The sequence below is a fragment of the uncultured Phycicoccus sp. genome (assembly GCF_947495705.1).
GTDB lineage: Bacteria > Actinomycetota > Actinomycetes > Actinomycetales > Dermatophilaceae > Phycicoccus.
The window spans coordinates 220,500-245,519 of the sequence record NZ_CANLZR010000005.1; the positions used below are offsets into that span (position 1 = coordinate 220,500).

Annotated in this window: 27 protein-coding genes; 12 read left to right on the plus strand and 15 right to left on the minus strand. The window is 73.4% G+C overall.

Going from position 1 to position 25,020, the window contains the following annotated elements; translation table 11 throughout:
• Positions 1-7: 7 nt before the first annotated feature.
• From Q0963_RS09630 to Q0963_RS09645, 4 genes are all read right to left on the minus strand, one after another.
• Complete coding sequence (locus tag Q0963_RS09630) at positions 8-430, minus strand: SRPBCC domain-containing protein (protein WP_299445205.1); 423 nt, start codon at positions 428-430, stop codon at positions 8-10.
• A gap of 72 nt (positions 431-502) precedes the next feature.
• Positions 503-1,207: a response regulator transcription factor gene (locus Q0963_RS09635; RefSeq protein ID WP_299445206.1), complete on the minus strand. Its 705-nt coding sequence runs from the start codon at positions 1,205-1,207 to the stop codon at positions 503-505.
• Positions 1,204-2,385 (minus strand): MacS family sensor histidine kinase, encoded by a 1,182-nt coding sequence (gene macS / locus Q0963_RS09640; protein ID WP_299445207.1) that lies wholly within the window; start codon positions 2,383-2,385, stop codon positions 1,204-1,206. Before macS ends, Q0963_RS09635 begins: the two co-directional genes overlap by 4 nt.
• A gap of 8 nt (positions 2,386-2,393) precedes the next feature.
• Positions 2,394-3,218, minus strand: coding sequence for a 1-acyl-sn-glycerol-3-phosphate acyltransferase (locus Q0963_RS09645; protein ID WP_299445271.1), 825 nt, complete (start codon positions 3,216-3,218; stop codon positions 2,394-2,396).
• A gap of 134 nt (positions 3,219-3,352) precedes the next feature.
• Between Q0963_RS09645 and Q0963_RS09650 the strand changes: the two genes are divergently transcribed.
• Entirely contained in the window at positions 3,353-3,952 is a 600-nt protein-coding gene (locus Q0963_RS09650; protein WP_299445208.1) for a hypothetical protein, read from the plus strand.
• 6 nt (positions 3,953-3,958) lie between these two features.
• Here Q0963_RS09650 and Q0963_RS09655 read toward each other — a convergent pair whose 3' ends face one another.
• The 4 genes from Q0963_RS09655 to Q0963_RS09670 are packed head-to-tail and all read right to left on the minus strand — an operon-like array spanning position 3,959 to position 6,541.
• Complete coding sequence (locus Q0963_RS09655) at positions 3,959-4,645, minus strand: endonuclease/exonuclease/phosphatase family protein (protein ID WP_299445209.1); 687 nt, start codon at positions 4,643-4,645, stop codon at positions 3,959-3,961.
• A gap of 7 nt (positions 4,646-4,652) precedes the next feature.
• On the minus strand, positions 4,653-5,681 hold the full coding sequence (locus Q0963_RS09660; RefSeq protein ID WP_299445210.1) for an ROK family glucokinase: 1,029 nt from the start codon (positions 5,679-5,681) through the stop codon (positions 4,653-4,655).
• Entirely contained in the window at positions 5,674-6,090 is a 417-nt protein-coding gene (locus Q0963_RS09665; protein WP_299445211.1) for a hypothetical protein, read from the minus strand. Before Q0963_RS09665 ends, Q0963_RS09660 begins: the two co-directional genes overlap by 8 nt.
• Before the next feature lie 7 nt (positions 6,091-6,097).
• Positions 6,098-6,541, minus strand: a complete 444-nt coding sequence (locus tag Q0963_RS09670) for an SRPBCC family protein (RefSeq protein ID WP_299445212.1) — start codon at positions 6,539-6,541, stop codon at positions 6,098-6,100.
• Between the two features lie 83 nt (positions 6,542-6,624).
• Between Q0963_RS09670 and Q0963_RS09675 the strand changes: the two genes are divergently transcribed.
• Both Q0963_RS09675 and Q0963_RS09680 read left to right on the plus strand, forming a co-directional pair.
• Positions 6,625-8,406, plus strand: coding sequence for a long-chain fatty acid--CoA ligase (locus Q0963_RS09675; protein WP_299445272.1), 1,782 nt, complete (start codon positions 6,625-6,627; stop codon positions 8,404-8,406).
• Positions 8,399-9,739 (plus strand): hypothetical protein, encoded by a 1,341-nt coding sequence (locus tag Q0963_RS09680; RefSeq protein WP_299445213.1) that lies wholly within the window; start codon positions 8,399-8,401, stop codon positions 9,737-9,739. The genes Q0963_RS09675 and Q0963_RS09680 overlap by 8 nt, the downstream gene beginning before the upstream one ends.
• Here Q0963_RS09680 and Q0963_RS09685 read toward each other — a convergent pair.
• A complete protein-coding gene (locus Q0963_RS09685; RefSeq protein ID WP_299445214.1) occupies positions 9,696-10,994 on the minus strand; it encodes a hypothetical protein in 1,299 nt (432 codons plus the stop codon). The two genes, Q0963_RS09680 and Q0963_RS09685, sit on opposite strands and share 44 nt — an antisense overlap.
• A gap of 50 nt (positions 10,995-11,044) precedes the next feature.
• Positions 11,045-11,308: a hypothetical protein gene (locus Q0963_RS09690; protein ID WP_299445215.1), complete on the minus strand. Its 264-nt coding sequence runs from the start codon at positions 11,306-11,308 to the stop codon at positions 11,045-11,047.
• 108 nt (positions 11,309-11,416) lie between these two features.
• On the opposite strand from Q0963_RS09690, the gene Q0963_RS09695 reads away from it, so the two are divergent.
• Genes Q0963_RS09695 through Q0963_RS09705 form a run of 3 tightly spaced genes read left to right on the plus strand, consistent with a single transcriptional unit; the run spans position 11,417 to position 13,907 of the window.
• Entirely contained in the window at positions 11,417-13,135 is a 1,719-nt protein-coding gene (locus tag Q0963_RS09695; protein ID WP_299445216.1) for a DEDD exonuclease domain-containing protein, read from the plus strand.
• 53 nt (positions 13,136-13,188) lie between these two features.
• Positions 13,189-13,590, plus strand: a complete 402-nt coding sequence (locus tag Q0963_RS09700; protein WP_299445217.1) for a VOC family protein — start codon at positions 13,189-13,191, stop codon at positions 13,588-13,590.
• 35 nt (positions 13,591-13,625) lie between these two features.
• Positions 13,626-13,907, plus strand: coding sequence for an Lrp/AsnC family transcriptional regulator (locus Q0963_RS09705; RefSeq protein WP_299445218.1), 282 nt, complete (start codon positions 13,626-13,628; stop codon positions 13,905-13,907).
• A gap of 15 nt (positions 13,908-13,922) precedes the next feature.
• Here Q0963_RS09705 and trpD read toward each other — a convergent pair whose 3' ends face one another.
• Positions 13,923-14,993: an anthranilate phosphoribosyltransferase gene (gene trpD, locus Q0963_RS09710; RefSeq protein ID WP_299445219.1), complete on the minus strand. Its 1,071-nt coding sequence runs from the start codon at positions 14,991-14,993 to the stop codon at positions 13,923-13,925.
• Positions 14,994-14,999: 6 nt separating this feature from the next.
• On the minus strand, positions 15,000-15,449 hold the full coding sequence (locus Q0963_RS09715; protein WP_299445220.1) for a hypothetical protein: 450 nt from the start codon (positions 15,447-15,449) through the stop codon (positions 15,000-15,002).
• Between the two features lie 219 nt (positions 15,450-15,668).
• Here Q0963_RS09715 and Q0963_RS09720 point away from each other — a divergent pair, with 219 nt between their 5' ends.
• The 6 genes from Q0963_RS09720 to Q0963_RS09745 are packed head-to-tail and all read left to right on the plus strand — an operon-like array spanning position 15,669 to position 21,840.
• Entirely contained in the window at positions 15,669-16,253 is a 585-nt protein-coding gene (locus Q0963_RS09720; RefSeq protein ID WP_299445221.1) for a heme-copper oxidase subunit III, read from the plus strand.
• Positions 16,254-16,301: 48 nt separating this feature from the next.
• Complete coding sequence (locus Q0963_RS09725) at positions 16,302-17,114, plus strand: cytochrome c (protein ID WP_299445222.1); 813 nt, start codon at positions 16,302-16,304, stop codon at positions 17,112-17,114.
• A 48-nt stretch (positions 17,115-17,162) separates the two neighbouring features.
• Complete coding sequence (locus Q0963_RS09730) at positions 17,163-18,308, plus strand: ubiquinol-cytochrome c reductase iron-sulfur subunit (RefSeq protein ID WP_299445223.1); 1,146 nt, start codon at positions 17,163-17,165, stop codon at positions 18,306-18,308.
• A 1-nt stretch (position 18,309) separates the two neighbouring features.
• Positions 18,310-20,052 (plus strand): ubiquinol-cytochrome c reductase cytochrome b subunit, encoded by a 1,743-nt coding sequence (locus Q0963_RS09735; protein ID WP_299445224.1) that lies wholly within the window; start codon positions 18,310-18,312, stop codon positions 20,050-20,052.
• Positions 20,053-20,068: 16 nt separating this feature from the next.
• Complete coding sequence (locus tag Q0963_RS09740; RefSeq protein WP_299445225.1) at positions 20,069-21,499, plus strand: serine hydrolase; 1,431 nt, start codon at positions 20,069-20,071, stop codon at positions 21,497-21,499.
• Positions 21,487-21,840: a metallopeptidase family protein gene (locus Q0963_RS09745; protein ID WP_299445226.1), complete on the plus strand. Its 354-nt coding sequence runs from the start codon at positions 21,487-21,489 to the stop codon at positions 21,838-21,840. The genes Q0963_RS09740 and Q0963_RS09745 overlap by 13 nt, the downstream gene beginning before the upstream one ends.
• Before the next feature lie 13 nt (positions 21,841-21,853).
• Here Q0963_RS09745 and Q0963_RS09750 read toward each other — a convergent pair whose 3' ends face one another.
• The 3 genes from Q0963_RS09750 to coxB are packed head-to-tail and all read right to left on the minus strand — an operon-like array spanning position 21,854 to position 24,950.
• Positions 21,854-22,267, minus strand: a complete 414-nt coding sequence (locus tag Q0963_RS09750) for a cytochrome c oxidase subunit 4 (RefSeq protein WP_299445227.1) — start codon at positions 22,265-22,267, stop codon at positions 21,854-21,856.
• A 3-nt stretch (positions 22,268-22,270) separates the two neighbouring features.
• Complete coding sequence (gene ctaD / locus Q0963_RS09755; RefSeq protein ID WP_299445274.1) at positions 22,271-24,031, minus strand: cytochrome c oxidase subunit I; 1,761 nt, start codon at positions 24,029-24,031, stop codon at positions 22,271-22,273.
• A 25-nt stretch (positions 24,032-24,056) separates the two neighbouring features.
• Complete coding sequence (gene coxB / locus Q0963_RS09760; RefSeq protein WP_299445228.1) at positions 24,057-24,950, minus strand: cytochrome c oxidase subunit II; 894 nt, start codon at positions 24,948-24,950, stop codon at positions 24,057-24,059.
• Positions 24,951-25,020: the final 70 nt, after the last annotated feature.

Below are 25,020 nucleotides of genomic sequence, written 5' to 3' on the forward strand. Positions count from 1 at the left end.
CGACCGGTCAGGCCTCGCTGTCGGCCTTGAGCGCGCGGGCGAAGGTGTCGAACGAGGACTGGAAGTCCGGCAGCGACCGGATGATGAGCGGGGACAGCGGCCCGACGAAGTCCTCGGCCATCGTGAACGTGCAGGTCTGCTCGCCGGAGGGCTCGAGAACGAAGCTCCGTCGACCGGTGCACAGGCCCAGCGGCATACCGCCGGTCCAGGTCATCCGCTCGCTCGGCCGCATCTCCGCGACGGTGAGGGAGAACCCACGCTTCGGTTGCAGCTCGGAGACCAAGGTGATCTTCTCGCCCTCGCGGATGGCGCCGTCGACACTCACCACGCCGTTCTCGGCACGGTTCCACCACTCCGGGTCGGTCACCAGCTGCCACACCCGCTCGGGTGGGGCGCCGATGGAGATGGTGGTGCTGGTGGTCGTCGTCATGAGCTGGTCCGTCGCATCCGGCCATCGTGGCACACGGGGTGCACGGGCCACCCGCGCCGAGGACCCTCCGGCTCAGCGGCCGGCGGGGTCCTCGTCCTCGAGGCCGTGGGCGAGGGCGAACCGGACGAGCTCGACCCGGTTGTGCAGGTGGAGCTTGCCGAGGGTGTTCTGCACATGGTTCTGCACGGTGCGGTGCGACAGCCCCAGCTGCGAAGCGATCTCCTTGCTCGACATGCCCGTCGCGACGAGCCGCAGCACCTCGGTCTCGCGGGCGGTGAGCTGTGGGATGGGCCGGGCGGGGTCGGCCGTGGCCTCGTGCGCGGCCTCCGCGGAGCGCAGGCGCCGGAACTCGCCGAGCACGAGGCCCGCGAGACCCGGCGTGAACACGGCCTCACCCCGGGCCGTCGCGAGGACCGCGTCGAGGATCTCGGCGGGTGAGGCCGACTTCACGAGGTAGCCGGTGGCCCCGGCCTTGATCGCGTCGAGGACGTCCTGCTGCTCGCCGCTGGCCGAGAGGATGAGCACCCGGGTCGGCAGGTCGCCCAGGGCCCGGCACACCTCGTCGCCGCGCAGCCCGGGCAGGTTGAGGTCGAGGACGAGGACGTCGGGGCGGGTGGCCCGGGTCCGCCGCACCGCTGCGGGGCCGTCGGCGGCCGTCCCGACGACCTCGACCCCCCGGCCGACGAGGTCGCGCTCGAGCGCGGCGAGCCACAGCGGGTGGTCGTCGGCGACGAGCACCCGGGGGGCGGCGGCCACCGGCGGGTCGGCCTGGCTCATGGCTGCTCCTGGGGTCGACGCGGGACGACGATGCGCACGGTGCATCCTGCCCCGGGGCGGGTGGTCCACGTGGCCGAACCGCCGAGGTCCTCGACCCGACCGCGGATGGAGCCGCTGACCCCCATCCGTCCCCGCTGGGCAGCCCCGTGCAGCTCGGCGAGGTCGGCCCCGACGCCGTCGTCGCGCACGGTCAGCTCGACCCCGTCGACGTCGCCCTCGAGCAGGACCCACGCCCGGGCGTGGTCGCCGGCGTGCCGGGCGACGTTGTCGAGCACGGCGGCGAGGGCGGCGTCGAGCTCGCGGGCGACGAGGTGGTCGACGAGCAGTGGGTCGGCCGGGACGGCGACGGTGACTCCGGGCCGCTCGTGCCCGGTGACGGTGACCCGGAGGTCGACCTCCCCGCCCGCCGCGCCGTGCAGGTCGGCCGGCGCGTCGCCGGGGGCGCCGGACCCCGAGACGAACCGCCGCAGCGCCCGCTCCTGGTCGGCGGCCAGGACACCGAGCTCGCCCGCCGGCCCACCGAGCTCGGTGCCGCGGCGGTGGATGAACGCGAGCGACTGGAGCACCCCGTCGTGGACGACCCGGGCGATCCGCTCCCGCTCGCGGAGCCGCTCCCGCTCCAGCAGCACCTGCTCCTCGCGCTCCAGCCCCGACCGCGCGAGGTCGACGGCCAAGCCGATGAGCCCACCGAGCAGGACGAGGATGACGATGTTGTGGGTCGTGGCCTGGGTGGGACGCCCGGCGATCTCGACGAGGTCGGCCACCGCGACCGCCCCGGCCGCCAGCAGCCCCCCGCGCGTCCCGGCGACGACCGCAGCGCCCGCCACCGAGCCGGCGGCCCACACCGTGGGGAGGGTGAACTGCCCGGCGCTCACCGCCTCCATGCCGTCGGCCAGGGGGGTCGCGAGGATGGCGAGGACGGCGATGACCACCTCGGCCGCGACGACGCGGCGACTGCGGCGGCGGTACACGAGCAGCCCCAGCGACCAGGCGAGCATGACGCCGAGGGTGGCGACGGCCACCCACGGCCGGACCATCGACTCGTGCCGCTGCCAGGCGAGCAGGGCCGCGTACGCGACCGCGATGGGACGGAACACGTCGAGCCCCCGGTGGAAGGCCTCGACGACGACCGGCTCCCGCCGGCCGGTCCGCGGCGACCGCGGACCCAGGACCCCCACGGCCCGGCTCAGCTCGCGCGTCGCTGCCGGCCGGGGTGGCCGGCCTCGTCGGCGTCACCCTCGAGGCCGTGCGAGTCGAGCTCCTTCTCCAGCTCGCTCACCGCGCGGCCGGGGCTGGCGGCCTCGGCGGCCTCCTTGGCCCGGTTCTTCTTCTCGCGGGCGATGCGGTCCTTCATCGCCGTCGCGTACATGTCGACGTACTCCTGGCCGGACAGCTCCATGAGCGCGTACATGATCTCGTCGGTGACCGAGCGCAGGACGAACCGGTCGCCCTCCATCCCCTCGTACCGCGAGAAGTCCAGCGGCTCACCGATCTTGACCCCGACCCGCACGAGCGAGGGGATCTTCTTGCCGGTGGGCTGCGCCTTGTCGGTGTTGATCATCGCGACGGGGATGACGGGCACCCCGGCCTCGAGGGCCATCCGGGCGACCCCGGTGCGGCCCTTGTACAGGCGGCCGTCGGGGCTGCGGGTGCCCTCGGGGTACAGGCCGAGCAGCTCCTGGCGCCGCAGGACCCGCAGACCGGAGGCGAGAGCGGCCTCACTGGCCCGGCCACCGGCGCGGTCGATGGGCAGCTGGCCCACCCCCCGGAAGAACGCCGCCGTGAGCCGGCCCTTGAGCCCGACCCCTGTGAAGTAGTCGGCCTTCGCGAGGAACGTCATCCGGCGCGGCACGACGAGCGGCAGGAAGATCGAGTCCGAGAAGGACAGGTGGTTGCTCGCGAAGATCGCACCCCCGGTCTCGGGGATGTGCTCGGAGCCCTCGACCCAGGGCCGGAAGAGCAGGCGGAGGATCGGCCCGAGGACGACCGTCTTCAGCACCCAGTAGAACAACCGGACCACCCTCCTGTGCGTGTTCCCGGAAGCCTAGTGCACCGGGACCGGCGAGGGCCTGGCCTGCGCGCGGTCCGGGCACGGGGGACCTCGTGCGAAGATCGTGGGTGTCGGCCCCGACGTCAGGAGAACCCGTGAGCGACCGCCCCGGTGAGATGGACGAGCGCGACGTCGACGCGCGCTTCGCCTCCATCGTCGCGGGGTGGGAGGCACACCCGGACCCCGCCGGTGGCTCCCCCGGCGAGTCCTCGGGTGAGCCGCCCGCCGAGCCCCGCGACGCCGCGGCCGAAGGCGCCGCGGACTCCCCCGAGCCCGGCTCCGGTCCCGCGGGCGACGGCGCACCCGACGACGACGCCTCCGGTCCGCCCCGGCCGGCCTGGGTCAACCCGTCCCCGCTCGACGGGCTCGTGCCGGCGTCGTCCTGGCGCGTCGCCCCGCCGCCGTCCTCCGGCGACGGCGAGGCGGCCCCGACGGCGTCGGTGGCCGAGGACGACGACGAGCACTTCGAGCCGCCGCCCGTCGAGCTGCCGCCGCAGGAGGACCTGCACTTCTGGGGGGCGGTCATCGGGCTCGTCGCCGGCCCGCTGTGCCTCGTCTACGTCGCGATGGCCCGCCCGTTCCACAGCACCCGCTGGTTCCTGGCCGGGCTCGCGCTCTCGCTGATCGGCTTCGCCCTCCTCGTCCTGCGGCAGCCACGCGAGCGCGACCACGGGGACGACGGCGCCCGGATCTGACCGGGTTCACCCCACCTCGAGGTCCACCCACGCCGCACGATGGTCGCTGGCCCGCGCCCACACCCCGTCCGGCACCGCGACCTCGCCGGGCGGCACGACGCCGACGTCCGGTGACGCGAAGAGCACGTCCAGGCGCCGCCGCGGCGCGTGCGCCGGGTACGTCGGCCCGGGCGGGCCCGCCACCTCGAGTGCCCCCTCCACGCCGACGAGGCCGAACGCCTCGCCGCCCTCGGTCTCGTTGAGGTCGCCCGCGACGACGAGCGGCCGGACCCCGGCCAGGGCCGCGAGCACCGCGCGGACGTGGCGCACCCGTTCGGCCGCGTCGAGACCCAGGTGCAGCGAGACGACGGTCAGCTCCTGGCCCCCCGGCAGGCGGACCCGGGCCTCGGCCCACCCGCGGGTCCGGTTCGGCCAGCGCACGGGGAGCCGGTGGTGTGCCGCGGCGACGAGCTCGACCCGCTCGCCGGTGAGGATCGTCGTCCCCCCGCTACCTCGGTGCGGCCCGCTCCATCGCATGCCGCAGGCGTCGGCGAAGCGGCGCAGGCGCCACGGCGCGAACAGCCGGCGGGGCGCCTCCTGGAGGCACAGGACGTCGGGGTCCACCGCGCGGACGAGGCGGGCCGCGAGCCGGTGGTCGTCGAGGAAGTCCCGGGTGTTGTACGTCGCGACCCGGACCCGCACGGGCTCGGCCACGGGCGGGTCAGCCCGCGGGACCGAGGTCGGGCTCGTCGGCCCGGTCGCCGGCCGCGGCCCACGCGAGGTCCGCCGCCCCGACCCGCGCCAGGTCGGCCGCCCCGACGAGACCGGCCTCGTTGCCGAGCTCGGCGGCGACGATCCGGGCCTCGGGGCGGTAGCCGCGCCCGGTGAGCTGGCGCCGGAAGGCCTGCCGCGCCGGCTCGAGGAGGAGGTCACCGGCCGCGCTCACGCCACCGCCGACGACGAAGGTGCCGGGGTCGAGCGCCGCCGCGAGGTCCGCGATGCCGACCCCGAGCCACCGCCCGATCTCGCCGAGCAGCTCGCACGCCAGCGGGTCGCCGTCGCGCGCGGCCTCGGTGACGAGCGGGCCGGTGAGGTCCTCGGGCTTGCCGCCGACGCGCTCGAAGAGGTCGGAGACCACCGGGCTGCCCGCGGACATCAGGGCCCGCGCCTCCCGGACGAGGGCGTTGCCCGACGCGTACTGCTCCCAGCAGCCCCGGTTGCCGCACTCGCAGCGGATGCCGTCGGGCACGACCTGCATGTGGCCGAACTCGCCGGCGATGCCGAACCGCCCGCGGTGCACGCGCCCGTCGAGGACGATCCCGCCGCCGATCCCGGTGCCGAGGTTGACCATGACGAGGTGGCCCTCGCCGCGCCCGGCCCCGAAGCGGTACTCGGCCCAGGCCGCGGCGTTGGCGTCGTTGTCGACGAAGATCGGCAGGTCGAGCCGGTGCCCGAGGGCCGCCCGCAGCGGCTCGTTGCGCCAGGAGAGGTGGGGGGCGAAGACGACCGTGGCCCGGTCCGCGGCGACGAACCCCGCGGCCCCGATGCCCACCGCGACCGCCTCGCTCTCGGCCTCCAGCAGCTCCTGGACGGCCGAGACGATGGTGTCCTCGACGATGCGCGGGCTCTTCGAGCGGTCGGGGGTGTCGCGGCGCGCCCGGCGCAGCACGACCCCCGAGGCGTCGACGACGCCGGCGGCGACCTTCGTGCCGCCGATGTCGACCCCGATCGACAGGGGCCCGTCACTCATCGTGGTGGCCGTCGGGTCGCTCCGCGCGCTCCCGGGCGGACGCGAGGTCGGCCAGGACGGTGGCAGCGAAACCGGCGAACTCGGCGAGCCCCGAGAGGGTCTCGGGGCTCAGCTGGCGGATGAACGCCGAGGCACGGCAGACCGGGCACCACTGGCAGACGGGGTCGGTGCAGGTGAACCCGGCATCGGCGCGAGGGGCGGGGCCGCCGTGCGGGGTGTCGGCGCCGGCCTCGGCCCATGGGTCGGCGGACCCGCCGGGCGCCGCGCCTCGGCCGTCGGCGGCGGGCGGTGGGTCGCCCGCGGGATCGGACGTCTCGGGGTCGCCCCCGACGCGACGCAGGCTCTCGAGGAGCCGCGCGGCCTCCTCGGCGACGCTCCCGGCGTCCTGCGGCCAGCGCTGCGCGGTCATCGGCGGGTCACCCCTCGACGCGCTTCTTCAGCTCGGTGAGCGCCGTGCTGATGATGTGCTTCTCGGCCTTGCGCTTGAGCATCCCGATCATCGGCATCGTGAGGTCGACCTCGAGGTCGTAGGTGACCCGGGTGCCCCCCGCCGCGCTCTCGAGGGTGTAGCTGCCGGTGAGGCCCTTGAGCAGCGACGCCCGCACGAGGTGCCAGGAGATGACGCCGGTGCCGTCGTCGGCCACGTCCCAGTCGTACTCGAGGACGTACTGGTCCTTGATGGCGCCCGCGTCGAGCGTGAACTCGACCTGGTCCGCCCACCCGTCGCCGTCCTCGGTGAGCACCGTGCAGTCCTTGACCTGCTCGGCCCACTCCGGGTAGGCGTCGAACGCGGCGATGACGTCGAGGACCTCGCCGGGCTCGGCGGCGATGTCGACGGAGGATCTGGTGCGGTCGGCCATGGCACCGCAGGCTACCGGTCGGGTGGGGCCTAAGGTTGAGGGGCCGCCCACCCGCGTTCTGAAGGAGCCCGACGGTGCACGAGATGTCGACGCCGCTCATCCTGCCTGCCACGACCGAGGGGACCCTCGGCGACGTGCCGGCCCGCCTGGCGTCCCGGCACCCGGCTCGGGTCGCCTTCTCGATCCGCACCGACGGGGGCTGGACCGACGTCACCTCGGCGACGTTCGCCGCGGAGGTCGCGGCCCTCGCCAAGGGGTTCCTCGCGGCCGGCATCCGCGCCGGGGACGTCGTCGGCATCATGAGCTGCACCCGGTACGAGTGGACGCTCGCGGACTTCGCGCTGTGGGCCGCCGGGGCCGTCCCCGTGCCGATCTACGAGACCTCCTCCTCCGACCAGGTCGGCTGGATCCTCGCCGACTCGGGGGCGGTCGGCATCGTCGTCGAGACCGAGGCCCACCTGGCCGCCGTCGAGAAGGTCCGCGGCACCGTCCCGACGCTCGAGCACGTGTGGGTCGTCGACCACGGCGACATCGACACCCTGAGCCGCGACGGGGCCGACGTCGAGGACTCCGAGCTGGAGGCGCGCCGTGAGGGCCTCGACCGCGACAGCCTCGCCACGGTCATCTACACCTCCGGTACGACCGGCCGGCCGAAGGGCGTCGAGCTCACCCACGGCAACTTCCTCACCCTCGCCGAGAACACCGCCGAGGAGATCGCCGAGGTCGTCAAGGCCGACCAGGCCTCGACCCTGCTGTTCCTGCCACTCGCGCACGTGTTCGCCCGGTTCATCGAGGTCCTCGCCGTCACCTCAGGGGTCCGGATGGGCCACTCCAGCGACCTCAAGACGCTGCTCGCCGACTTCGCGGCCTTCCGGCCGACGTTCATCCTCGCCGTGCCGCGGGTGTTCGAGAAGATCTACAACTCGGCCGAGGCCAAGGCCGAGGCCGGCGGCAAGGGCAAGATCTTCGACGGCGCCGCGACCACCGCGATCGCGTGGTCGGAGGCGCTCGACGCCGGCACCGTGCCGCTCGGCCTCCGGCTGCGGCACGCGGTCTTCGACAAGCTCGTCTACGCCAAGCTGCGCGACGCGATGGGCGGCCGGGTCCAGTACGCCGTCTCCGGCGGCGCCCCGCTCGGCACCCGGCTCGGGCACTTCTTCCGCGGCATCGGGCTCTCGATCCTCGAGGGCTACGGCCTCACCGAGACCACGGCCCCGGCCACCGTCAACCGCCCGCAGTCGATGCGGATCGGCACCGTCGGCCCGCCGCTGCCCGGCGTCGACGTGCGGATCGCCGACGACGGCGAGATCTGCCTCCGTGGCGTCAACGTCTTCTCGGCCTACCGCGGCAACGAGGAGGCCACCCGCGACGCCGTTCGCGACGGCTGGTTCCACACCGGCGACCTCGGCGAGCTCGACGACGACGGCTACCTGCGGATCACCGGACGCAAGAAGGAGATCCTCGTGACGGCCGGCGGCAAGAACGTCGCCCCCGCGGTCCTCGAGGACCTCCTGCGGTCGCACCCGCTCGTCAGCCAGTGCATCGTCGTCGGCGACGGCAAGCCCTTCATCGCCGCCATCGTCACCCTCGACGAGGAGATGTACCCGGCCTGGGCCGGCAACCATGGGCTCAGCGACGTGCCGTTCTCGAAGGCCTCGGGCGACGAGCGCGTCCACGCCGAGATCCAGAAGGCCGTCGACACCGCGAACGCCGCTGTCTCCAAGGCCGAGTCGATCCGCAAGTTCGTCATCCTCGACACCGACTTCACCGAGCAGTCCGGCCACCTCACGCCGTCGCTGAAGCTGAAGCGCAACGTCGTCATGCGCGACTTCGGTGACGAGGTCGACGCGCTCTACGGTGGCTGAACCCGCCCCCGCCCGCCGCGGGCTGTCGCCGGCGGTGGTGCTCGCGGCGTCGTGGCTCGCCTGGTTCGGGGTGGCGCAGTGGAGCGTCGTGCGCTTCCGGGTGCCGATCCTGATCGTCCTCACCGCCGTCACGGTGCTGCTCGCGGTGTGGCTGGCGCGGCGGACCCCGGTGCCCCTGCCGCGGTGGTTCGCCCCCGTGGTCCTCGCCGGCTCGGTGGCCGTCACCCTGCTCGTGCCGCTGTTCTCGTACCTGCCGCCGGCGTCGGCAGCGGCCGCCCTGGGGGTCCTCGCGGTGGGTGGCCTCGGCTGCGCGGCCGCGCTGGCGCTGCGACGGCCGTGGGCCGGTGCCGCCGCGGCGGGTCTGGCGGCGGCGACGCACGTCGTCGTCGCGACCATCGCCGTGCTCGGCGACCGCGCCCCGAAGATCGACGTGTGGGTCATCCTCCAGCAGGGCGCCGACGTCACCGCCCGCCTCGGCAACATCTACACCGCGCGCTGGACGGACTCCCCCGGCGTCCAGGACCACTTCACCTACCTGCCGTGGATGGCGATGCTCACCGCCCCGGGCCGCTGGCTCGCCGGCGACGTCCGCTGGGCGATCCTCGTGTGGACCCTCGTCCTGCTCGCCGGGCTGTGGGCGCTCGCCGGCGGCCGGCGCGGCGACGCGGCCCGCGGCGCGACGGTGGTGGCACTCGTCGTCCTCGCCCCGGGCACCCTGACCCAGGTCGACCAGGCCTGGACCGAGCCGGTGCTCGCGGCGCTGCTCGTCTGGTGGGCGGTGCTCGTGCGGCGCGGCCACGCCTGGTGGGCCGTCGTGCCCCTCGCGCTCGCCTGTGCGAGCAAGCAGCATCTGGCGCTCCTGGCGCCCGTGCTGCTCGTCTGGCAGCCGTTCGGCTGGCGTCGCACCCTCGTGACGGGCGGGCTCGCCGGCGTGCTCGTGTCCCCCTGGCTCGTCGCGGACCCCGCGGCGTTCGTCGACGACACCGTGACGACGCTGCTGACCTTCCACCCGATCCGCTTCGCGAACACGTGGTACCTGTACTTCTTCAACGAGCACGGCATCGAGCTGCCCTTCGCCGTCACCGGCCTCGCGATGCTCACGGCCGTCGGGGTGGCCGTGTGGGCGGTCCATCGCCGCCAGCCGCCCGTCGACGAGGTGCTGCGCTGGCTGGCCCTGGTCCTGGCCGTCGCCAACCTCGTGAACAAGCAGGCCTTCTACAACCAGTTCTGGCTCGTCGCGGTCCTCGTCGCGGCGTCGCTCGCCGTCGCACCCGCGGTGACGTCCCGGGTCACCGCGCGAGGGCGGCCAGCCGCTGCTGCCACCGGCGGGTGAGCGCGGCCCGGTCGAGCCCGAGGACGCGCGGCATGGCCGCGTCGCACCGCTGCTGCGCGGCCTCCTCCCCGCCCGGCCCGGTGCAGGCCCGCACCAGCGCCCGCAGGCCGCTCTCGCCCACCAGGTCGGCGACGGTCTCGGCGGCCTGCCACGACGCGAGGTAGCCGACCTCGATGTCGGTGACCCCGGGGTCGAGGTCGCCCGCACCGGGCAGCGCAGTGGGCGCCGTGCCGGCCCGGACCGCGGCGAGCAGCGGCGCGGCCAGGGTGCGGTGCGGCAGGCCGGCCCGGGCGTACCCGACGTGGTCGGCGTAGCCCTCGGCGAGCCAGACGGGTGCGGTCCCGGGCCTGCTGGCCCGCACGGCGACGTGGACGAGCTCGTGGGTGAGCACGACGTCGCGCCCGGTGGCGGTGAGCCGGCGGCGGGCGTCGGGGTCGAGGACGACCCGGTCACCGGTGGCCAGCCCGTCGGCGGCGGTGGGGCCGTCGGTGGTGGCCGCGACCGCGCCGACGGCGGGGCCGGGGGTGCCGCGCAGCGCGTCGGCCTCGGCCGCGGTGTCCGGCACGAGGACCAGGGTCGAGCGCGGCGTGCCGCTCCACACCGCGCGCAGCGGCGGCAGCGCCCGGTCGACGGTGGCCACGGCCGCGCGCAGCGCCTCGTCCCCGGCCGTCCCGGCGACGACGGCGTGCTCGCCGCGGCGGACGGCGAGGCCGGGCATCGCCAGCCAGGGGGGCGCCGCGTCGGCTCCGGTGGGCGCCTCCGAGACGACGCGCCAGCCCGACCCGGCGCGCTGCACGGCGTAGCGGACCGTCGCGGTGCGGTCGGCGCGGTCGACGCCGGCGACCCGGTAGCGGAGCGTGACGTCGACGGCCGAGGGGTCGTCGACGGGCGGCACGACGTCGTGGGCGACCCCGGTGGCGCGCAGGGCGCGCGCAGCCCGGAAGGAGGCGACCTGGCGCCGGCCCTCGGGAGTGGTGGGGTCGGCCACGGTGGCGGCGAAGGCGGCGGCGTCCGCCGAGGCGAGGGCCGCGTCCCGCCGCGCGAGGAGGGCGTCGACGGCGGTCGCCACGGTGCTGGGGTCCGGGCCGGTGGCCGTCGGCGACGGCGGCGGTGCCGTGGGAGCCGGCGCCTCGCTCGAGGTGGACGTCGGTACGGCCGGCCCGGCGCAGGCCCCGAGGAGGGTCAGGCAGGCTGCGATGACGGCGGCAGCGACGACACGGGCCCGCCGCGGGCGGGACGTCGGACGGCGCGGCACCGCCTCATCGTAGGGAGGCGCCCCGCTCCGGGGACGCCCGCGGTGCGCCGTCAGCCGGCGGCACGACCCGCCCCCAGGCCGGCAGCCGCGGCTCCCGGGTCGAGCCGGGCCCGGGCGGCGGTGGCGGTCTCGGCGTCGACGAGCCCGGCCCGGACGAGACGGGTCACGACCGCCCGCTCGTCGGCGTCGAGGGCGGTGTCGGTGCGGCTGCTCGTGATGCCGAGGAGGACCGGCACCATGCAGTCGTCGCAGTGCAGCTCACGCACGGGGCAGGTGCGGCACTCGACGGTCATCGTCAGATCGGGTCGGGTCATGCGTCTCACCCCTTCCAGGTGGTCGGGAACCACGCTAGGACCGAGCACCGACACCCCTGCGCCGCGCGCCTCGGACGCGGTGTCGGCGGGCCGACCTACGGTCAGGGCATGACGATGGTCCAGGGCACGTTCGACGACCTGGGCACCCCGCTGTCGTCGGTGACCTTCGTCGTCGTCGACCTCGAGACCACCGGCGGCAGCCCGGCCGAGTGCGCCATCACCGAGATCGGCGCCGTCAAGGTCCGCGGCGGGGAGGTCGTCGGCGAGTTCCAGACCCTCGTCAACCCCGGCGAGCCCATCCCGGCCTTCATCTCGGTCCTCACCGGCATCACCGACGCCATGGTCGCCGACTCCCCCCGCATCGAGTCCGCGCTGCCGGCGTTCCTCGAGTTCGCGGCCGGCTCGGTCCTCGTCGCGCACAACGCACGCTTCGACGTCTCCTTCCTCAAGGCCGCCGCGGCGCGCACCGAGCAGGCGTGGCCCGGGTTCCCCGTGCTCGACACCGTCCACCTCGCCCGCCAGGTCGTCCGGCGCGACGAGGTCCCCAACCACCGGCTCGCCTCCCTCGCCACCCTGTTCCGCTCCCCCACCACCCCCGACCACCGGGCCCTGCACGACGCCCGCGCGACGGTCGACGTCCTCCACGGGCTCATCGGGCGGGTCGGCAACCTCGGGGTGCACTCGCTCGAAGAGCTGCTCGACTACACCGCCAAGGTGTCCCCGGCCCGGCGCCGCAAGCGGCACCTCGCCGACGGCCTGCCCGACGCGCCCGGGGTCTACCTGTTCAGGGACGGCCAGGGGCGGGTCCTCTACGTCGGCACCTCGGTGTCCATCCGCACCCGGGTCCGCTCGTACTTCACCGCCTCCGAGCACCGGCGGCGGATGGGCGAGATGGTGCGGCTCGCCGAGTCGGTCAGCCCCGTCGTGTGCGCGACGACGATCGAGGCCGAGGTCCGCGAGCTCCGCCTCATCGCCGAGCACAAGCCGCGGTACAACCGCCGGTCGCGCCACCCCGAGAAGGCGCTGTGGGTCAAGCTCACGGTCGAGCCGTTCCCCCGGCTGTCGGTCGTGCGCTCGGTCGCCGACGACGGGGCCCGCTACGTCGGCCCGTTCGGGTCGCGGCACGCCGCCGAGGCCGCCGTCGCGGCCGTCCACGAGGTCCTGCCGCTGCGGCAGTGCGTCGAGCGGCTCTCCCCCAAGCGCACCCGCGCCGCGTGCGCCCTCGCCGAGATGGGTCGCTGTGGCGCCCCGTGCACCGGCGCGCAGAGCGTCGAGCAGTACGCCGAGGTCGTCGAGCGCGCCGCGCGCCTGCTCGGCGGCGCCACCCGCGACCCGTTCGTCGCGCTCCAGGCCCGGATGGGCGAGCTCTCGGGGGCAGAGCGCTTCGAGGACGCACAGGTCGTCCGCGACCGGCTCGTCGCCCTCGTGCGGGGCGCCACCCGCAGCCAGCGCCTCGGCCCGCTCGCGCTCATCCCCGAGCTCGTCGCCGCCCGCCGCTCGGCCACCGGCGGCTGGGAGGTCGTCTGCGTCCGGCACGGGCGCCTCGCGGGCAGCACCACCTCCCCCCGGGGCGCCGACCCGATGCCGTACATCGGCGCGCTGTGCGCCAGTGCCGAGGTCGTGGCGGCGCCGCGCGCACCGGCGACGGCGGCCACCCCCGAGGAGAGCGAGAAGCTCCTGCGGTGGCTCGAGGCGCCGGGGGTGCGCATCGTCGACGTCGACGGGGCCTGGACGTGCCCGGTCGCCGGAGCCGCCGCCCTCCGCGAGCAGCTCGAGCCGCTGGAGTCCTCCCGCCGCCGCACCGCCGGCTTCGCGGGCGTCCGCTGACCGGGCGGGGTAGCGGACGCGGACCGTCCGCAACGGTCGCTACCGTCGGGCCCATGACCACCACCCCGATCCTCGACCTCGTCGTCCTCGACTGCCCCGACGCCCTGGCCCTCGGCCGCTTCTACGGTCAGGTCCTCGGCTGGGACCTCGAGGACGAGTCCGACCGCGACTGGGCCACGCTCGTCCCGCCCGGCGGCGGCGTGAGCCCCGAGAACCCGCAGGGCCGGGCCACGCTGGCCTTCCAACGCATCGACGACTGGGTCGCCCCCACCTGGCCCGGGGGCGCGCACCCGCAGCAGTTCCATCTCGACCTCTCGGTGGCCGACATCGACGCGGCCGAGCCCGCCGTGCTCGAGGCGGGGGCGCGCGTCCACGACGTACAGCCCTCCGAGAGCGGCAGCTTCCGGGTCTACCTCGACCCGGCGGGCCACCCGTTCTGCCTCGTCCGCGGCTGACCCCGCCGGCCGACGGCGGTGGCTAGGCTGACGGCGTGATCACCGCCATCGTCCTCATCACCGCCGACGTCGACCGCATCCCGGAGGTCGCCCAGGCGATCGCCGACCTCGACGGCGTCACCGAGGTCTACTCGGTGGCCGGCGACGCCGACCTCGTCGCGATGGTCAGGGTCCGCCAGCACGAGTCCCTCGCCGACGTCATCGCCGACCGGCTCAACAAGATCGACGGCGTCACCGGCACGAACACCCACATCGCGTTCCGGACCTACTCCTCGCACGACCTCGAGACGGCGTTCAGCCTCGGCATCGAGGACTGACCCCCGCGGCCCGGCTCAGCCGGCGAGCTCGCGGGTCGTGCGGGCCCAGCGGTCCAGCAGCTCCGCCGCGGACCCGGCGTCGAGGGCCTCCTCGGCCCGCCGCACCCCCGCCCCGAGCGCCGCCACCAGCGCGTCCCGCGTGGGCGCCCCGCCCAGGCCCGAGGCCACGGCCAGCGCCATCCCGGCGTTGAGGACGACGGCGTCACGCACCGGCCCGGCCTCGCCCGCGAACACGCGACGGGCGACCTCGGCGTTGAAGGCGGCGTCGCCGCCGCGCAGCGCCTCGACCGGCGCCTCCCGGACGCCGACGTCGCCGGGCGCGACGGACAGCTCGGTCACCTCACCGCCGGCCACCCACCACACCGTCGAGGTGGTGGCGAGGGTCAGCTCGTCGAGGCCGTCGTCACCGCGGAAGACCGCAGCGGGGCGGCCCCGCCCGGCGAACACGCCGGCGATGAGCGGGGCCAGCCGGGCGTCGGCCACCCCCACCGCGGCGTAGGTGGGCTGCCCGGGGTTGGTGAGCGGGCCGAGAGCGTTGAACGCGGTACCGACGGCCAGCTCACGACGGGCGACGGCGGCGTGGCGCATCGCAGGATGGAAGGCGTTGGCGAAGCAGAAGGTGATGCCGACGCTCGCCCCGACCTCGGCGACCTGCTCGGGGGTCAGCGTCAGCGCCACCCCGAGCTCCTCGAGGACGTCCGCGGAGCCCGACGAGGACGACGAGGCCCGGTTGCCGTGCTTGACGACCCGCAGCCCGGTGGACGCGACGACGACCGACGCCATCGTCGAGATGTTCACCGAGTGCATCCGGTCGCCGCCGGTGCCGACGATGTCGGTGCTCGGCCCGGGCACCTCGATGCGGTGCGCGTGCTCGAGCATCACGTCGGCGAGCCCCCGCAGCTCCTCGACGGTCTCGCCCTTGGCGCGGAGCGCGACGAGGAAGCCGGCCAGCTGCACCGGCGACGCCTCGCCGGTCATCGTCCGGTCCATCGCCCAGCGGGCGGCGTCGGTGGGCAGGTCCTCCCCGCGGAGCAGGGCGGACAGCAGGTCGGGCCAGGTGGGCTCGCCGGACGGCGTGGCGGACACGCGAGGTCAGCCGACGGCGACCCGCTCGCGGGCGAGGCGCGCGATGCCCTCGGCGACCGCGATCGGGTCGAGCGGGTGCGGGACGGCGTCGTCGGCCAGCGACCAGCCCGCGAGCCAGGCGTCCTGCGGGCGCCCGGTCAGGACGAGCACCGGGGGGCACCGGAAGATCTCGTTCTTCAGCTGCCGGCACAGCCCGAGCCCGCCCATCGGGGTGGCCTCGCCGTCGAGGACGACGACGTCGATCCCACCGGCGTCCATCGCCTCGATGACCGCCTCCGCCGTCGCGCACTCGTGCCAGGACACGACCTCGACGTCCCGCGCCGGGCGGCGACCGGCGGCGGCGCGCACGGCGTCGCGCGTCGTGATGTCGTCGCTGTAGAGCAGGACGTGGACCCGGTGGACACCGTCGGCGGCCGGGGTGGTCGGGGTTCCCGCTGCGGCGTGGGAGTCAGTCATGCGTGCATCGTAGCGAGCGGGCCGGGCGCACCCGCCGCTGCCCGGCGCGGATCGGCGCCGCCGCCAGGACATCGATGTCGAGGGTTTCGGGGGGTCGGCTCGGCACGGGGTGGACGGAGTCGGCATAATGCCTGCGTGGCGTCTTCTGCAGCAGCTTCGCTCAAGCCCTCGGGTCCGGTCCCGTCGATCGCCGGTCATGGCCCCGCGACGCGGCCCAACATGGTGGCCGTGGGCACCATGGTGTGGCTGTCCAGCGAGCTCATGTTCTTCGCGGCCCTCTTCGCGTTCTACTTCACGCTCCGGGGCAACCTGCCCGAGCTGTGGGGCCAGCGCACGGAGATGCTCAACGTCCCGTTCGCGGCCGCCAACACCCTGATCCTCGTCATCTCCTCGGTGTGGTGCCAGCTCGGGGTGTGGCAGGCCGAGCGCGGCGTGCCGGCCCGGCCCGCCGGGTCGCCCCTGCACCGCATCCGCGAGTGGGGCATGCGCGAGTGGTACGTCCTCACCTACATCTTCGGCTCCATCTTCGTGGCCGGGCAGGTCCTCGAGTACGCCGAGCTGGTCGCCGAGGGCGTCACCCTCGCGTCCGACTCCTACGGCTCGATCTTCTACCTCGCCACCGGTTTCCACGGCATGCACGTCACCGGCGGGCTCTTCGCGTTCCTCCTCATCATCGGGCGGACGTTCACGACCCGGCGGTACACCCACGCCCAGGCCACCGGCGCCGTCGTCACGTCCTACTACTGGCACTTCGTCGACGTGGTGTGGATCGCCCTCTTCGCGATGATCTACCTCCTCCAGTAACGTGCCCCGCCCGCCGGTCCGACTCGCAGCAGACGACAGGAAACACCCGTGAACGCACTCGCAGCCCGCCGCCGGCACCCGGCCGCGATCGCCATCCTCCTCATGATCGGCCTCTTCCTCACGGGAGCGGCCTACGCCGCGGTCGCCCCCAAGCCCGCCGACGCCACGACCAAGGCCCTGCCGGCCCAGTCGGTCGAGGAGGGCAAGTCGCTGTTCCGGGCCAACTGCGCCTCCTGCCACGGGCTCAACGCCGAGGGTCGCGCCACCGGCAACGGCGACAAGATCGCCGGCCCGCCGCTCGCGGGCGTCGGGGCCGCCGCCGTCGACTTCCAGGTCGGCACCGGGCGGATGCCGATGACCGCGCCCGGTATCCAGGCCGCGCGGGCCGACGACGTCGTCTTCACCCAGGAGCAGATCGACGCGCTCGCCGCCTACGTCGCCTCCCTGGCGCCCGGGCCCGCGGTGCCCAGCGAGGAGGCCGTCGACCCGACGAAGGGCAACCCGGCCTTCGGCGGTGAGCTCTTCCGCGTCAACTGCGCGATGTGCCACAACTTCGCCGGCTCCGGCGGCGCCCTGACCCGCGGAAAGTACGCGCCGTCGCTGCGGGACGTGTCGGGCAAGCACATCTACGAGGCGATGCAGACCGGCCCGCAGAGCATGCCGGTGTTCAGCGACACCAACATCACGCCCGAGAACAAGCGGGACATCATCGCCTTCCTCGACACCCTCGACTCGCAGGAGAACCCCGGAGGCATGACCCTCGGCTCGCTCGGCCCGGTCACCGAGGGCCTCTTCGCCTGGGTCTTCGGCCTCGGCATCTTCATCGCCATCGCGATCTGGCTCGGAGCCAAGGCCGCCTAGCGGCCCCCCGACCGTCCCTATCCCCATCGACGAGAGAACCGGCACCCGATGAACGAGCAGGACACCCCCACCACCGGCACCGAGGTGGCCCACACCGACGGCCACGGGGACGCCGTGCGCCTCGACCAGGGGCACGTCGTCGGCTCGGGCGGCATCCCGGAGCGCTTCGCCAACCCGGGGCTGCCCGCGCACGTCCCGCGGATGGCCGACCTCGCCGAGGCGGCGGCGAGGCGGGCCGAGAAGCAGGTCGCGACACTCTTCGGCATCTCGATCCTGTCCACCCTGCTCTTCCTCGTCCTGTACTTCGCGATCGACGTCACCCAGACCGTCTTCATCCCCGGGATCGGCACCACGAGCGCCTCCAACGTCGCCCTCGGGCTCACCCTCGCGTTCTCGATGCTCGGCATCGGGCTCGGCGCGGTGCACTGGGCCAAGACCCTGATGCCCGACGAGGAGGTCGTCGAGGAGCGTCACCCGATGGCGTCCAGCGAGGCCGACCGCCGCGAGGTCGTGCGGGTCCTCGCCGAGGAGGGCGGCTCCTCCCAGATCACCCGGCGCCCGCTCATCAAGTACACCCTCGGCGGGGCGCTCGGCCTCTTCGCGGTGCCGCTCGTCGTGCAGGTGGCGGGCTCGCTCGGTGAGATGCCGCAGAAGAGCCTGTCGCTCACGTGGTGGCACGGCGGCCCCAGCGGCCCCGGCGAGGAGCCCGAGTTCCGGCCGCTGCGCCTCATGAAGGACCCCGAGAACACCCCGATCAAGGCGTCCGACGTCACCATCGGCTCGGTGTTCCACGTCATGCCCGAGGGCCTGCTGCCGGACCCCGAGACCGGTGAGGGCGGCGCCGACCACCTCCTCGAGGAGAAGGCGAAGGCCGCGGTGCTCCTCATGCGGCTGGACCCCGCCGTCATCGAGTCCCAGAAGGAGCTCGACTGGGGCTACCAGGGCATCGTCGCCTACTCGAAGATCTGCACCCACGTCGGCTGCCCCGTCGGCCTGTACGAGCAGCAGACCCACCACCTGCTCTGCCCGTGCCACCAGTCAACCTTCGACGTGACCCAGGATTGCAGGGTCATCTTCGGCCCGGCGAAGCGTGCCCTGCCACAATTGAAGATCACCGTCGATGACGAGGGCTACCTCGTCTCCGCCCAGCCGTTCCGCGAAGCGGTCGGCCCGAGCTTCTGGGAGCGTGGCTGAGATGTCCACGACCTCGCACGACCCGCGTCCGGCCGACGCGCTCCGCGACGGCGACACCGCGCGTCACGCCGCTCCCTCCACCGCGGTCCGCAAGGTCGGCGGGTTCGCCGGCTGGGTCGACGACCGCACGGGCGCCGCCAAGCCGGTCGGCTACCTCATGAAGAAGGTCTTCCCCGACCACTGGTCCTTCATGCTCGGCGAGATCGCGATGTACTCGATGATCATCTGCCTGGTCACCGGGGCCTTCCTCACGTTCTGGTTCGTGCCCAGCGCCGGCCACACCGTCTACGACGGCTCCTACGTGCCGCTGCGCGGTGTCGGGATGTCCGAGGCCTACGCGTCCTCGCTCAACATCTCCTTCGACATCAAGGGCGGCCTCATCATCCGCCAGATCCACCACTGGGCCGCGCTGATGTTCGTCGTCGCGCTCGTCGTCCACATGTTCCGGGTCTTCTTCACCGGCGCCTTCCGCAAGCCGCGCGAGATCAACTGGGTCATCGGCTCGGTCCTCGCCCTCCTTGCCATCGTCGAGGGCTTCGCGGGCTACTCCCTTCCCGACGACCTGCTGTCGGGCACCGGCATCCGCGCCATGGCCGGGTTCGTGCAGACCGCTCCGGTCATCGGCACCTACCTCGTGTACGGCATCTTCGGCGGCCCGTTCCCCGGCGAGATGATCATCCCGCGGCTGTACTCCGCGCACGTGCTGCTGATCCCCGCCATCCTCGTGGGGCTCTTCATCGCCCACGTGGGGCTGGTCGCCCTCCAGAAGCACACCCAGTACCCCGGCCCGGGCCGCACGAACAACAACGTCGTCGGCTACCCGGTCATGCCGGTGTACGCCGCCAAGGCCGGTGGCTTCTTCTTCATCGTCTTCGGCGTCATCGCCCTCATCTCGGCGCTCGTGCAGATCAACCCGATCTGGGGCTACGGGCCGTACGACCCGTCGCCGGTCACCGCGGGCTCCCAGCCCGACTGGTACATGGGCTTCGCCGACGGCGCGCTGCGCCTGCTGCCCGGCTGGCTCGAGTTCACCGTGTTCGGCTACACGATCTCGGCGAACATCTTCCCGGGCGCCCTGATCCTGCTCCCGCTCGTCTACATCGTCCTCGGGGTCTATCCGTTCCTCGAGCGCTGGGTCACCGGCGACGACCGCGAGCACCACCTCCTGCAGCGCCCCCGCAACGCGCCGGTGCGCACCGGGATCGGCATGGCAGGCATCACCGCCTACACGATCCTCATGTTCGCCGGTGGCAACGACATCCTGGCGATCAAGCTGGGCATGTCGATCAACGACCTCACGTGGTTCTTCCGCATCGGCTTCTTCGTCCTGCCTCCGCTCGTGTTCTGGGTCACCAAGCGGGTGTGTCTCTCGCTCCAGCGCCGTGACCGCGAGCAGGTCCTCCATGGGCGCGAGTCCGGCACGATCATCCGCACGCCCGACGGGCGCTTCTTCGAGCGCCACGAGGCCGAGCTGCCCGAGGACCAGTGGATCCTCGTCCAGCACGAGGCGGTCGCACCGCTCGAGCTGGAGCCGGCCGTCGACGAGCACGGGGTCGCGCGCCCCGCGGCCCGCGGCGACCGCCTCCGCGCCGCCGTGTCGCGGTTCTACTTCCGCGACGCGGTCAACCCGGTCACCCCGGCCGAGCTGGCGGCTGCGCACCACCACGGCGAGGAGACCGAGGCGATCGAGGGTGGCGAGCCCGCCGAGCAGCTGGAGTCCCCGGAAGCGGCGTCCCGGCGCTGACGCCCGCGTGACCTCGGTGAGGCCGAGCCCCGGGCTGCCCCACAGCACGCCGGAGGAGCAGGGCGTCCCGTCCCCCGCTGTCCGCGCCCTCCTGGCCCGCTGGGAGGGCCGCGGGCTGGAGCCGCACAGCGTGAGCATCGTGCGGCACGGCCACGTCGTCGCAGAGGGGTCGTGGGCGCCCTACCACCGGGCCGGCCGGCAGCTCGTGTACTCCGTGAGCAAGACGTTCACGGCGTGCGCCGTCGGCCTCGCCGTCGACGAGGGCCTGCTGCGGCTCCAGGACCGCGTCGTCGACCTCTTCCCCGAGGCCGCACCCCTCGCGGGACCGCGGGCGGCCGCCCTGACCCTCCACGACCTGCTGGCGATGCGCACCGGGCACCGCGCCGACAGCCTCGTCTGGCGCGAGAGCCGCCCCGCGACGTTCCCCGAGACCTTCCTCGGCACCGAGCCCGAGGAGGACCCCGGCTGGTTCGTCTACCACAACGGCGCGACGCTCATGGCGGGCCTGGCGGTGCAGCGGCGCAGCGGGCAGCGGCTGCTCGACTACCTCACGCCCCGCCTGCTCGAGCCCCTCGGGGTGTCCGACGCCGCCTGGAGCGGCGAGGACGGCCTGGACGCCGGCTACTCCGGGCTCCACGTGCCGACCCACGCCCTGAGCCACCTCGGGGAGCTCCTCATGCGTGACGGGGTGTGGCACGGGCGGCGCCTCCTGCCGCAGGGGTGGGTGAGCCTGATGACGACCGCGCACACCGACACCACCCACCACCCCGAGACCGTCGACTGGCAGCAGGGGTACGGCTACCAGATGTGGCGCTGCCGCCACGATGCCGTGCGCGCGGACGGCGCCTACGGGCAGTTCTCGGTCGTCGTCCCCGGGGCCGACCTCGTCGTCGCGCTGACGTCGTGCACCGACCGCACCCAGGAGACGCTCGACGCGATCTGGGAGGAGCTGCTGCCGGCCCTTTCCGACGCACCCCTCCCCCCGGATCCCGACGCGCACGGCGAGCTCACCCGGCACCTCGCGGGCGCCCGGCTCGGTGCCGAGGGCTCGCGCGCCCCGGCCCCGGGCGACGGCCCGTGGGCGTTCACCCACGCGCCCACCGAGGACGTGCCCGCCCTGACCGGGGTCCTGGTGCACCGGGCGCCGCACGGTCCCGGATGGTCGCTGACCCTGCTCGAGGGCGACGCCGAGCTGGAGGTCCCGTGCTCCGACGGCGCCTGGCCCGACCCGGCCGGGGCGCCCTGGGTCGCCTCGGGCGGGTGGACCCAGGCGGGCGCCTTCTCGGCACGGGTCGCCGCGGTCGAGACCCCCCACGCCCTGCTCGTGCACTGCGCCGACGGGGTCGCCACGGCGCGCTGGAACGGGATCCCCCTGACCGCACCGGTGCTCGGCACCCTGCTCGCGCCGGGCCCGCGGGACGGCGGGGCGGTCACGTGGAGCCGCTGAGCGCCGAGCACTTCGACCGGATCGTCGAGGACGCCCTCGACGAGGTGCCCGAGGAGCTGATGGCGATGCTCGACAACGTCGTCTTCCTCGTCGAGGACGAGCCGCCGCCGGACGACCCGGACCTGCTCGGGGTCTACGAGGGCATCCCCCTCACCGAGCGCGGCGACGCATGGTCGGCCGGGGCGCTCCCGGACCGCATCCTGCTCTTCCGGGGGCCGCTGAGCCGGATGTGCGGCGACATCGAGGAGCTGACCGACGAGATCACGGTCACCGTGGTGCACGAGATCGCCCACCACTTCGGGATCGACGACGCCGCGCTGCACGACCTCGGCTGGGGCTGACGGACGAGTCCGCTCAGAGGGCGTGCGGGCCCTTCCAGTACTCGAAGGTCCACGTGACGACAGCCGGGACGGCGAAGAACACGCCGATGATGACGAGCCACCACCCGACGGCGAGGCCGAGGAAGATGATCGCCGCGGAGCCGGCGAGGAACAGCGGCTGCCAGCTGTGCGGGCTGAAGAACCCGTACTCGCCCTGGATCTCGTCGATCTCACCGAGCGGGTCGTCGGAGGGGTCCCGGTCGAGCCGGCGCCGGGTCATCCAGAGGTACCAGGCGATCATGAAGCCCAACAGCGCGGCGAGGATGAGCCCGAGGACCCCCACCCACTCGACCCCGAGCTCGGTGGAGCTGGTCCAGGCCCAGTAGAGCACCGCGACGGCGCCGGCGAACACCCCGAGGAGGATGCCGATCTTCTCCATGGCGCGCATGCGTCAGTCCTTCTTCGTCGGGGTCTCGTCGACGAACGCGGCGTCGTCGATGTCGGCCGGGCCGAGGGCCGAGACCATCGCGTGCTCCTTGCTGGCGCGGGCCTCGGCGTGCGTCCCGGCGGGCGCTGCATGCGGGTGGTGCAGGTCGAACGCGGGGCGCTCGGAGCGGATCCGCGGGATGCGGTCGAAGTTGTGCCGCGGCGGCGGGCACGACGTGGCCCACTCCAGCGAGCCGCCGTACCCCCACGGGTCGTCGGACTCGACGTGCGGCGCGGTCCTCGACGTCTTCCAGAGGTTGTAGAAGAACGGCAGCATCGAGGCGCCGAGCAGGAACGCGCCGGCGGTCGAGATCTGGTTGCCGAGGGTGAAGCCGTCCTCGGGCAGGTAGTCGGCGTAGCGCCGCGGCATGCCCTGCGCGCCGAGGATGTGCTGGACGAAGAACGTCATGTGGAAGCCGATGAACAGCATCCAGAAGTGGATCTTGCCCAGCCGCTCGTCGAGCATCCGGCCGGTGAACTTGGGCCACCAGAAGTAGAAGCCGGCGAACATCGCGAACACGACGGTGCCGAAGACGACGTAGTGGAAGTGCGCGACGACGAAGTAGCTGTCGGAGAGCTGGAAGTCCAGGGCCGGGCTGGCGAGGATGACCCCGGTCAGGCCACCGAAGAGGAAGGTGACGAGGAAGCCCAGCGACCAGATGAGCGGCGTCGCGAACTCGAGCTTGCCGCCCCACATCGTGCCGATCCAGTTGAAGAACTTCACGCCTGTGGGCACGGCGATGAGCATCGTCATGATCGCGAAGAACGGCAGCAGCACCTGCCCGGTGGCGTACATGTGGTGCGCCCACACCGACACCGAGAGCGCCGCGATGGCGATCGTCGCGTAGACGAGGGTCTTGTAGCCGAAGATCGGCTTGCGCGAGAACACCGGGAGGATCTCGGAGATCAGCCCGAAGAAGGGCAGGGCGATGATGTAGACCTCGGGGTGCCCGAAGAACCAGAAGATGTGCTGCCACAGCATCGACCCCCCGCTCTCGGGAGCGAAGATCTGCGCTCCGAAGCGGCGGTCGGCCCCGAGGGCGAACAGCGCCGCGGCGAGGGCCGGGAAGGCGATGAGCACGAGGATCGAGGTGACGAGCACCGTCCACGTGAAGATCGGCATCCGGAACATCGTCATGCCGGGCGCGCGCATCGTGATGATCGTCGTGATGAAGTTGACGGCGCCGAGGATGGTGCCGAAGCCGGCCAGGGCCAGCCCGAAGACCCACAGGTCGCCGCCGAGCCCCGGGCTGTACGTGCTGTCGGACAGCGGGGCGTAGGCGAACCAGCCGAAGGCGGCCGCGCCGTTGGGGGTGAGGAAGCCGGCGCCGACGATGAGCCCACCGAAGAGGTAGAGCCAGTAGGCGAACATGTTGAGGCGGGGGAACGCGACGTCGGGCGAGCCGATCTGGAGCGGCATCAGTGCGTTCGCGAAGCCGGCGAACAGCGGCGTCGCGAAGAGCAGCAGCATGATCGTGCCGTGCATCGTGAAGAGCTGGTTGTACTGGTCGGGGTTGTCGACGACCTGGAGGCCCGGGACGGCGAGCTCGGCGCGGATCACCAGGGCCATGAGGCCGCCGACGAGGAACCAGACGAAGGAGGTGATGAAGTAGAGGTTGCCGATGACCTTGTGGTCGGTCGTCGTCATCCACTTGACGGCGATCGAGCCCGGCGAGACGCGACGGGCGCGGGCCTTGGTCGTGGTCGTCGTCGTCTCACGCAGCATGCGGGCGTCGGAGGCGGTGCTCATCTCAGTTCCCTCCGCCGGTCGTGACGGTCTGGCCATCCATGAGCTGGCTCCTGTTGAGGGTGTTGTTCAGCAGCCCCGTCTGGCCCGCCGCGCGCAGCTCGGCCATGTGGGCGTCGTACTCGGCACGGGGGACGACCTTGACGTTGAAGAGCATCTGCGAGTGGTACGCCCCGCACAGCTCGGCGCACTTGCCCTTGAACTGGCCCTCCTGGGTGGGCACGACCTGGAACCGGTTGACCCGGCCCGGCATCATGTCCATCTTCTGGAGGAACGCGGGAATCCAGAACGAGTGGATGACGTCGCGCGAGGTGAGGACGAACTCGGTGCGCTCGTTCACCGGCAGGTAGAGCGTCGGGATGGTCTCCTCGGCGCCGGGCTTGCCGGTGAGGATCGCCTGGGTACCGACCTCGTGCACGTCGTCCTCGAGGTAGTTGAAGTCCCAGCTCCACTGCTTGCCGACCACGTTGACCGTGACGTCGGGCTCCTTGGAGGTGTCGATGAGGGCGGCCTCGTCGCGGGCGGTGTAGTAGAAGAACACGACGACCATGAGCATCGGCACGACCGTGTACAGGATCTCGATCGGGATGTTGTACCGCAGCTGCACCGGCAGCTCGTTGTCGTCCTTGCGGCGGCGGTAGGCGACCATGCACCAGACGGTGAGGCCGATGACGAGCAGGCCGACCGCGATGAGGGTGATCCACGCGCCGATCCACAGCGTGGTGACGCGGTCGCCCCCCTCGGTGACGGCGGGCGGGAGCCACCCGGTGGACGCGTCGCCGCGCAGGTTGCCGGCCGCGCAGCCGCCGAGGACCGTGGTCGTCAGTGCGCCGATGACGGCCCAGGCGCCGAGACGGCGACCTGGGCGACGGGGCGAGGAGAGGTCGTGCTGGCGCACCGCTTCACCCTTCGGGGTCGAGTGGACGAACGGTGCAAACCCTACTGCACCGTGCTCGGAGACGGCAGTG